This window comes from Arthrobacter sp. Dra40, from assembly GCF_059091905.1.
Window position 1 is genome coordinate 1 of sequence record NZ_JBNHHB010000216.1, and the last position, 8,348, is coordinate 8,348.

The 8,348-nt window shown below is 66.8% G+C and carries 7 protein-coding genes and 1 pseudogene; 5 read left to right on the forward strand and 3 right to left on the reverse strand.

All coding sequences use genetic code 11. The annotated features are described in order from the left end of the window. From AC5RWT_RS31545 to AC5RWT_RS31555, 3 genes and pseudogenes are all read left to right on the forward strand, one after another. A pseudogene (locus tag AC5RWT_RS31545) lies at positions 1-149 on the forward strand (mycothiol conjugate amidase Mca); the annotation flags it as partial. 61 nt (positions 150-210) lie between these two features. Then, entirely contained in the window at positions 211-567 is a 357-nt protein-coding gene (locus tag AC5RWT_RS31550; protein WP_494083657.1) for a hypothetical protein, read from the forward strand. 2 nt (positions 568-569) lie between these two features. Continuing rightward, positions 570-2,780, forward strand: coding sequence for a thioredoxin domain-containing protein (locus AC5RWT_RS31555; RefSeq protein ID WP_494083658.1), 2,211 nt, complete (start codon positions 570-572; stop codon positions 2,778-2,780). Positions 2,781-2,811: 31 nt separating this feature from the next. On the opposite strand, the gene trhA is transcribed toward AC5RWT_RS31555, so the two are convergent. Beyond that, on the reverse strand, positions 2,812-3,573 hold the full coding sequence (gene trhA, locus AC5RWT_RS31560) for a PAQR family membrane homeostasis protein TrhA (protein ID WP_494083659.1): 762 nt from the start codon (positions 3,571-3,573) through the stop codon (positions 2,812-2,814). 124 nt (positions 3,574-3,697) lie between these two features. On the opposite strand from trhA, the gene AC5RWT_RS31565 reads away from it, so the two are divergent. Next, positions 3,698-4,459 (forward strand): isoprenyl transferase, encoded by a 762-nt coding sequence (locus tag AC5RWT_RS31565; protein ID WP_494083660.1) that lies wholly within the window; start codon positions 3,698-3,700, stop codon positions 4,457-4,459. A 373-nt stretch (positions 4,460-4,832) separates the two neighbouring features. Next, positions 4,833-6,122 carry an RNA 5'-3' helicase PhoH2 gene (gene phoH2, locus AC5RWT_RS31570; RefSeq protein WP_494083663.1) on the forward strand — a complete coding sequence of 430 codons (1,290 nt, stop codon included), beginning with the start codon at positions 4,833-4,835 and terminating at the stop codon, positions 6,120-6,122. A gap of 80 nt (positions 6,123-6,202) precedes the next feature. Here phoH2 and AC5RWT_RS31575 read toward each other — a convergent pair whose 3' ends face one another. Both AC5RWT_RS31575 and AC5RWT_RS31580 read right to left on the reverse strand, forming a co-directional pair. After that, complete coding sequence (locus AC5RWT_RS31575; protein ID WP_494083661.1) at positions 6,203-7,609, reverse strand: sensor histidine kinase; 1,407 nt, start codon at positions 7,607-7,609, stop codon at positions 6,203-6,205. Continuing rightward, a complete protein-coding gene (locus tag AC5RWT_RS31580; protein WP_494083662.1) occupies positions 7,599-8,264 on the reverse strand; it encodes a response regulator in 666 nt (221 codons plus the stop codon). The genes AC5RWT_RS31575 and AC5RWT_RS31580 overlap by 11 nt, the downstream gene beginning before the upstream one ends. Positions 8,265-8,348 lie beyond the last annotated feature (84 nt).

An 8,348-nucleotide genomic window follows, 5' to 3' on the forward strand; every position in this document is an offset into this window, starting at 1 on the left:
ACCGGACCCAGGTGGAGCCCTCCGGCTTCTTCTTTGCGGTCTCTGAAGAGATGCAACGGACGGTCTGGCCCTGGGAGGATTTTTCCCTCATCCACGCCCGGGTCGAGACCAACGTGCCCGAAACCGATTTCTTTGCGGGCATAAGATAGAGCTTGCAGCCAACCAGCGCCGGAACCTTGCTTCCGCGACGCAGCCAGAAAGAGACTGAACTTGCCCCTGATCCAGATTCTCGCCTCCGTCGCCGCCGGTGCCGGCGAACCCACGCTCCGGCCCGGACTCGACGCTGACCAGGTTTCGCCGGGGCCCTGGGGTTTCTTCTTTACTTTTGCGCTGGCGGCCGTGGTGATTTTCCTGATCTGGGACATGAGCCGGCGTATCCGGCGGGTCCGCTACCGCTCGCAGGTGGAAGAGAACAGCCTCACGGGTACACCGGAGGCGGGCGCCGGATCGGTTGACCGAACGGACTCCACCGCCGGGGGCAGCGAGCGGTACGCCGACGGCGGCACCGCCACCGGCGGGACGAACGAACATAGCGGCGGCCCGGGCCGCCCGGACCGCGGGGACTGACCGTGGCCGGCAGACTGCGCTCAGAGGCTTCGGCCTACTTGCGGCAGCATGCCGGCAATCCGGTGGACTGGTGGCCGTTCAATGACCAGGCCTTTGAACAGGCACGTCTTCGAGACGTGCCTGTTTTCGTTTCGGTAGGCTACGCGGCGTGCCACTGGTGCCATGTGATGGCCGGTGAATCCTTCGAGGACGAGGCCACCGCCCGCTACCTGAATGAACATTTCATCCCGGTCAAAGTGGACCGGGAAGAACGTCCGGACGTTGACAACGTCTATATGGCGGCAACCCAGCTGATGACCGGCCAGGGCGGCTGGCCGATGAGCGTCTTCACACTGCCGGACGGCCGGGCCTTTTATGCCGGCACGTACTTCCCGCCGCGTCCGTTGCCGGGCCAGCCGTCGTTCCGCCAGGTGCTCGAGGCCGTCCACGAAGCCTGGGAGCAGCGCCGCGGCGCCGTCGAAACCACCGCAGCATCGCTGGCCGATGCTTTAGCCGAGGTCGGCGAAGCCAACCGGGAGCTCCTCGGGCACCTCGCGCCGGGGCCTGAGGGGGGCGGGTGGGAACCCGGCGGCGGCGTGCCGGGGTTTGACGGCGCTGTGCAGGTCCCCTCAGCCGGTCCTGGGCCGGTGCAGGTGCCCGCCGGCAGCCGGGGAGCGGACCGCCGCGCCGTACTCGACGCCGTACTCGAACAGGCGGTTGGGGTTCTGGCCGACCAAGAGGACACCGTCTTCGGCGGGTTTGGCGGGGCGCCCAAATTCCCGCCGTCCGCCGTGCTGCATTTCTTGCTCCGGCATGCGGCCGCCGCACGCTCCGACTCAGCGGAGCAGGCCGCCGCACTGTCCGCCCGTACGCTGTCCGCCATGGCCGGGTCGGCCTTGTACGACCAGGTCGAGGGCGGATTTGCCCGCTACGCGGTGGACCGACAGTGGTCGGTGCCCCACTTTGAGAAGATGCTGTACGACAACGTCCAATTGCTGCGCACCTATGCCCAATGGGCTGCCCAGTCCCGTGTCGAGGCAGAGCGCAGCGTGGGACGTGCCGTGACAGCCGGTACGGCAGACTGGATGGTGGACCGGCTGCAATTAGGGGACGGCGGATTCGCATCCTCCCTCGACGCCGACACCGTCGTCGACGGCGTCCACTATGAAGGCGCCACCTATCTGTGGTCGCCGGCAGAACTGCTGGACCTGCTGGGAGACGACGACGGTGCCTGGGTGGCGTCCGTGATGGGTGTGGGAGAGCGCGGCAAGGTGACCGCCACTGATTCGACCCTGCACCCGGGACGACTGCTGGACCCCGACGAACAGCGCCGCTGGGACGGGCTGCGCCCGGTCCTGCTGGCGGCCAGGCAACGGCGAACGCAGCCTGCACGGGATGAGAAGGTTGTTGCCGGCTGGAACGGGCTCGCAGTGGCCGGACTGGCTGAAGCGGGTGAGATGCTGCACCGGCCGGACCTCGTGGCGGCCGCCGAAACGGCTGGCGACTACCTGCTGTCCGTGCATCTGGACGGCTCCGGCCGCCTGGCCCGTGTGTCACACGACAGTTTGGCCCAGCCCTTCGAAGGGCTGCTGGAGGACTACGCCGGCTGCGCGGAGGGACTCTTTTCGCTGTATGCGGCCACTGGCGCGCCGCGCTGGTACGCCGCCGCCGAAGCACTGGTGCTGCGCGCGGAGGACGTGTTCCTGCGTGACGGCATGCTCACTGACCAGTCGGTGCCTGCCGCCCAGGTAGCTGCTGCAGCCGGGGCCGTGCCGCCGGCAGATCCGCTGGAGAGCGCAACGCCCAGCGGCACCAGCCTGTTCGCCGGCGCGCTGGCTACCTATGCCGCCTACAGCGGTTCGGGCCGGCACCTGGACCTGGCCGGTCGGCTGCTCGGGTATCTGGACCGGATTGCCGTTCGGGCACCGCGTGCAGCGGGATGGGGCCTTGCTGTGGCGCAGGCAGTGGCAGCGGGGCCAGTTGAACTGGCCGTCACCGGGCAACCGGACGCGGCCACTGGATTGATTGCCGCCGCACGCGCAACCGGCAGTCCGGGGCTGGTCATCGCCCGTCCCGGTTCGGCAGGGCGGACGGAGGGGGCGGCCCCACTGCTGGCGGACAAGCCGGTCCCGGCGGACGGCGCCCTGGCGTACGTGTGCCGGGGCATGGTGTGCCGGCGCCCGGCCGCCACCGTCGGCGAGCTGCTGGCAGAACTGGGCGCTGCCGCAGGCTGAGCCCGGCGCACTCCGATCAGCCGGCCGGCTGTCAGCCGGCGTAGCCAAGCACTGCGATCATGATGGCGATGTAATGGCACACGAAGGCCACCACGGTGAAGGCGTGGAAGAGCTCGTGGAAGCCGAACCAGGTGACCGAAAAGTTCGGCCGCTTCATCCCGTAAACCACAGCACCGGCGATGTACAAAGCACCACCGGCGCAGATCAGCACTGCCGCTGGACGGCTGGCCGCGAAAAAGTCGGGCAGGTAGAACAGTGCGGCCAGCCCCAGCGCACAGTAGACCGGGACGTAGAGCCAGCGTGGTGCGTGGGGCCAGAGCACCCGGAACGCCACGCCGGCGATGGCCCCGGACCAGATCAGCCACAGCAGCAGCGTGGCCTTGCCTGGTTCCAGCAGCGCCAAGGCTAGCGGGGTATAGGTACCGGCAATGACCAGCATGATGTTGGTGTGGTCCAGGCGCTTGAGGATCAGCTTCGCCTTGGGGCCCCAGTTGCCGCGGTGATAGACGGCGCTGATGCCGAAGAGCAGCAGGCCGGTGAGCGCGTAAAGCGCAGAAGCCCATTTGCCTGCGGCTGTGGGCGCCAGTGCAACGAGGATGATCCCGGCGGCCAGTGCCAGGGGAGTAGCTCCGGCATGCAGCCAGCCTCGGAACTTTGGCTTGATATTCAGTGCATCGGCTACCTGCTCTACGGTCCGTTCGATCGGTCCGTCCGTCGCCTCTTTCCGTGCGGGGGATTGCTCGTGGTCCACCCGGTACCCGGGCCCCCTGGGCGCAGCGCCGTGTTCACTCATGCGCACATTCTAGCGGCCGCCACACCCTTGGTTACCGGCGGGTAACCAGCGGCCTGTGCGGAACCGGTCGACCGGGAGGATAGAATTCGAAGTCGTGAACGGGCGATCAGGAAGGCGGGGTGCTGTGTCTCTTCCCGGCGTCCTGTACCGCCTGTACGAGCGGCGCCTGCAGCGTTCATTGGCGCCCGACCGTATCCCCGGCCACATCGGTGTGGTGGTTGACGGCAACCGGCGATGGGCCAGACTGGCCGGTGCGCCCACGCGGGAAGGGCACCAGGCCGGGGCAGACAAAATCCTGGAATTCCTCGGCTGGTGCGGCGACCTGGGCGTCAAAGTGGTGACGCTGTACATGCTGTCCACGGACAATATGGGCCGCTCCGAGGACGAGTTGCGCGAACTGTTGGGTGTCATTGGCAACACCTTGGACCGGTTGGGTGAAGGAAAGAATGTGCGCGTCCATCCGGTCGGGGCACTGGAGACGCTACCGGCCGACCTCGCCGCGAAACTCCGCGATCTCGGGGAGCAGACCGCTGCTGTCGACGGCGTCCACGTGAATGTGGCCGTCGGGTACGGCGGCCGCCGGGAGATCGTGGACGCGGTCAAGGGCCTGCTGCGCCATGCCGAGGGAGAAGGACAGACCCTGGCGGACGTAGCCGCCGCGCTGACCGTCGACGATATCTCCCGCTACCTCTATACCAGCGGACAACCGGATCCTGACCTGGTGATCAGGACCTCCGGCGAACAACGGCTCTCCGGCTTCCTGATGTGGCAGAGCGCTTACAGCGAGTACTACTTTTGCGAGGCGCTGTGGCCGGATTTCAGGCGTTTGGACTTCCTGCGCGCGCTGCGCGATTACGCCAGCCGGCAGCGCCGCTTCGGCGCCTGACGCCCGCGAGGGGAGGTGGCGGCGCCGCCGCGCCGCTGTCTTCACCCAGTATTCATGCAAACGGTTTATCCCGGGGTCTTGTCGCGGCGAATCACAACCGCGTAATTTAGGACTATCAGTCAGCACTCCGCGGATTGATCGGAAGGCCACCAGTGTGATGCGCAGAGCGAGAGCAGCATCGGGGGAGGCCGGTTTCGGCCTGGTGGCCCTACCGTCCACGCCCCGCTTCAGAAAAGTCGGAGCCATCGCGCTCCGGACGGGAGCAAGCATGACCGCCAGCAAGTATCCGCGCCCTGCCGCTACGACCGGACCAAGGAAGCAGCCCGCTGCCGCCTCGGCCGGTCGTCCTGTTTCCGCCGGCGAACCGGAAACAATGCGTGCGTCGTTTGTCCTGGACACCTCTGTCTTGTTGTCGGATCCGCGGGCACTGCTGCGGTTTGCCGAGCACGAGGTCATCCTGCCGGTGGTGGTGATCACTGAACTGGAAGGCAAGCGGCACGATCCGGAGCTGGGGTACTTCGCACGCAAGGCGCTGCGCCTGCTGGACGACCTGCGTGTGCAGCATGGAGGCCTGAACCATGCCATCCCGCTGGGCGAGGAAGGCGGCACCCTCCGGGTGGAGCTCAACCATATTTCACCGGAAGTGCTGCCGGCCGGATTCCGCGGCGGCGACAATGACAGCAGGATCCTGGCCGTGGCGAAGAATCTGGCCGACGAAGGATGCAACGTCACCGTCGTGTCCAAGGACCTTCCAATGCGGGTCAAGGCGTCTGCTCTGGGACTCCAGGCAGACGAGTACCGCAACGAACTGGTCAAGGACTCCGGCTGGACCGGCGTGGCGGAACTGGATGTGTCTGACGACGACGTCAACACGTTGTACGGACACGAGCCGGTCTTCATCCCGGACGCGGCCCAGATGCCCGCCAACACCGGGCTGGTGCTGCTCTCCAGCCGCGGGTCTGCGCTCGGCCGGGTGGGAGCGGACAAGCAGGTGCGCCTGGTCAAGGGCGACCGTGACGTGTTCGGGCTGCATGGACGTTCCGCGGAGCAGCGGCTGGCAATCGATCTGCTGATGGATCCGGAAGTTGGTATTGTCTCGCTCGGCGGACGGGCCGGAACCGGCAAGTCCGCGCTGGCGCTCTGTGCCGGGCTGGAAGCGGTGCTGGAGCGTCGCGAGCACCGGAAGGTGGTGGTGTTCCGGCCGCTGTACGCCGTCGGGGGACAGGAACTGGGCTACCTGCCGGGCTCCGAATCGGAAAAAATGAACCCGTGGGCCCAGGCGGTGTTCGACACGCTCGGCGCCCTGGTCTCCAACGAAGTCGTTGAGGAAGTCATGGACCGCGGCATGCTTGAAGTGCTGCCGCTGACCCACATCCGCGGCCGCTCGCTCCACGACTCGTTCGTCATTGTCGATGAAGCGCAGTCCCTGGAGAAGAACGTACTGCTGACGGTGATGAGCCGGATCGGCCAGAACTCCAGGATCGTCCTCACCCACGACGTGGCACAGCGTGACAATCTGCGCGTCGGGCGCCACGACGGTGTCGCCGCCGTCGTCGAGACACTGAAGGGTCATCCGCTCTTTGGCCACGTGACCCTCACGCGGTCCGAGCGCTCTCCCATTGCGGCCTTGGTGACCGAATTGCTGGAGGGGGCCGAGATCTAGGCAGCGGCTTCACCGTCCATTACGCGGAAGCGGGCCCCGCAATGGGCCCGCTTCCGTGGATGCAGCCGGACCTCGCGGGCTCAGGCGTCAGCCGTTTCCTCGACCGCCTGGGCGGCTTTGGCCTGGCGCTCAAAGGCCCGCCTTCCGGTTGGGACGGTGACCACGATCCTTGTCCCGGCATGTGGAGCAGATTCAATAATCAGCGAACCGCCGGCCTCGCGCACTGTGTCGCGCATGATGCGCAGGCCGAGGTGGCCGTCCGGGGTGGCATCGTCCGGGCGGAAGCCGACGCCGTCGTCGACAACTTCCAGCACCACTTCGTGGCCCCGGTCCTCCAGCGCAACTGCAACCAGCCGCGCGCCCGCATGCTTGGATGCGTTGGTAACAGCCTCACGGGCTGCACGGTAGAGCAGCTCCGGTTGGGCGACGACCGACGGATCCGGGATCCGGGTTTCCAAGTGCCAACCCGCCCCGCGTTGGCGGACCAGGTCGCCTAGCCCATCCAACGCAGCCGGAAGCCCCGCCGCCGACAGGTCCGGCGGATACAACGCCAGCGTGATACGGCGCAGATTCCGAATATTTCCCTGCACAATCCTCTTAGTCAGCGAGTGGAATTCGCTGTCCGGTGCAGCCTGCTGCTGTTCCCGTGATTCCAGACTGTAGGCCAGTGCGGCCAGCTCTTGGATCACTTCATCGTGCAGGGTCCGGGCCAGCCGCCGGCGTTCATTCTCGGACGCGGCCATCGACTGCTGCAGCAACCGTCGCCGGATCTCGCCGCCCTGTTGCAGACGGCGGCCCATGCGGACGGCAGGTCCCAACTGGAGCAGCTGCAACGCGGCCAGGGCAAGCAGGATGACCGGCAGAAGGCCGAGCATCTCGTCCTGCATTCGGTTGATCTGGTCGGCAGGATAGTGCAGCCCGAAGACGTAGTCCTCCCCGTTGCCGGCCGGGGCGCGCAGGTAGACTTCGACACGTTCGCCGCGGCCCGGGCCGGGATCATCGCCCGAGTCCAGATGAGCATTAACGAGACCGGCGGGCGCATTCCCCTGCAAGCGGTGCGGGACGTCCCCCGGTAGGGCGAACTGCTCTCCAATGAGTTCCCGGGCGTCCGAATAGACGATGGTTCCACCGGCATCCAAGACCTTGAGGTGCAGAAGGTGGCCGTCGTCGATCATCGGACGGACCTCGTCATCCAGTGTGGCCATCGCCTGTGCATCGCCGGACAGGACCGCATCGTTGACGTGCTGGGCGAATTCGTGCTCGACCATCTGCGCTGTCCGGTCGGCGGCGTGGGCCAGTGCATGGTCCGCGGCGAGCGAGCGGGCGACGATGACCACCGGAACAGCGACGATGACCAATGCGGCGAGCCCGAAGAGCGTGAAGCGCCGCAGGGCCGCTGTCATCTCGGAGCGCTCCGGGCCGGGCGGCTCAGGGTGCGCTTCGGCGAGGTTGCTGTGCCGGGCCGGGCCGGTGGGCTCAGCGCTCATACGCGCTGTCCAGCAGTTCCAACCGGCGTGCGGTGGCGACGGCCTCCAGCTGCGAGTGGGCGCCGAGCTTCGAAAGAATCGACTTCACGTACCCCCGGCCCGTGTGCAGGGAGATGCCCAGCTTCCTGGAATTCGTGCGGACGTCGTGGCCGGCCGCCATGAGGGCCAGAACCTGATGCTCGCGTTCCGTGAGCGCCGGCAGGTCCAACGCCGCGGCCCGGCCGGTGGCGGCATTTTGGCTCAGCATGGACGGATAGACCACCATGCTGCCGTTCCTGGCGTGCCGGATCGTTTCAAGCAGGATAGACAGTGAGCCGTCTTTCGCCAGGAAGCCGCAGAGGCCCGCCGCAGCCGCGCGCGCCAGAACATTCGGTGCCGGGTTGCCCGTGAGAAGAATGATCCGCGTGTGGGCTGCAGTCTTGAGGATCTGCTCCGCAGCGCCCAGTCCGTCGCCATCGGGCAGGTGGTAATCCATGACGACCACATCAGGCCGCGACCGGCGGCACACAGCTACCGCCGCCGCCACGCTGGCGGCACTGCCCACGTTGATCAGATCCGGTTCCCGGTTCAGTGCATCCGACAGCAGCTCCGCGAAAGTTGTGTGATCGTCCACGACCGCGACGCGAAGTTTTTGCTCAATCCCCAAAGAGCTCATCTTCTAGTTCCCCAACTCAAGACACAAAGGACTTGACCCCACCTTGAGTATGCACGGACCGGACCCGGTTGTACATACCGGGTC

Coding starts and splice junctions, on each gene's coding strand:
- trhA (WP_494083659.1), bottom strand. CDS start 3,573: ATGAGTGAACACGGCGCTGCGCCCAGGGGGCCCGGGTACCGGGTGGAC.
- AC5RWT_RS31580 (WP_494083662.1), bottom strand. CDS start 8,264: ATGAGCTCTTTGGGGATTGAGCAAAAACTTCGCGTCGCGGTCGTGGAC.
- phoH2 (WP_494083663.1), top strand. CDS start 4,833: ATGCGTGCGTCGTTTGTCCTGGACACCTCTGTCTTGTTGTCGGATCCG.
- AC5RWT_RS31575 (WP_494083661.1), bottom strand. CDS start 7,609: ATGAGCGCTGAGCCCACCGGCCCGGCCCGGCACAGCAACCTCGCCGAA.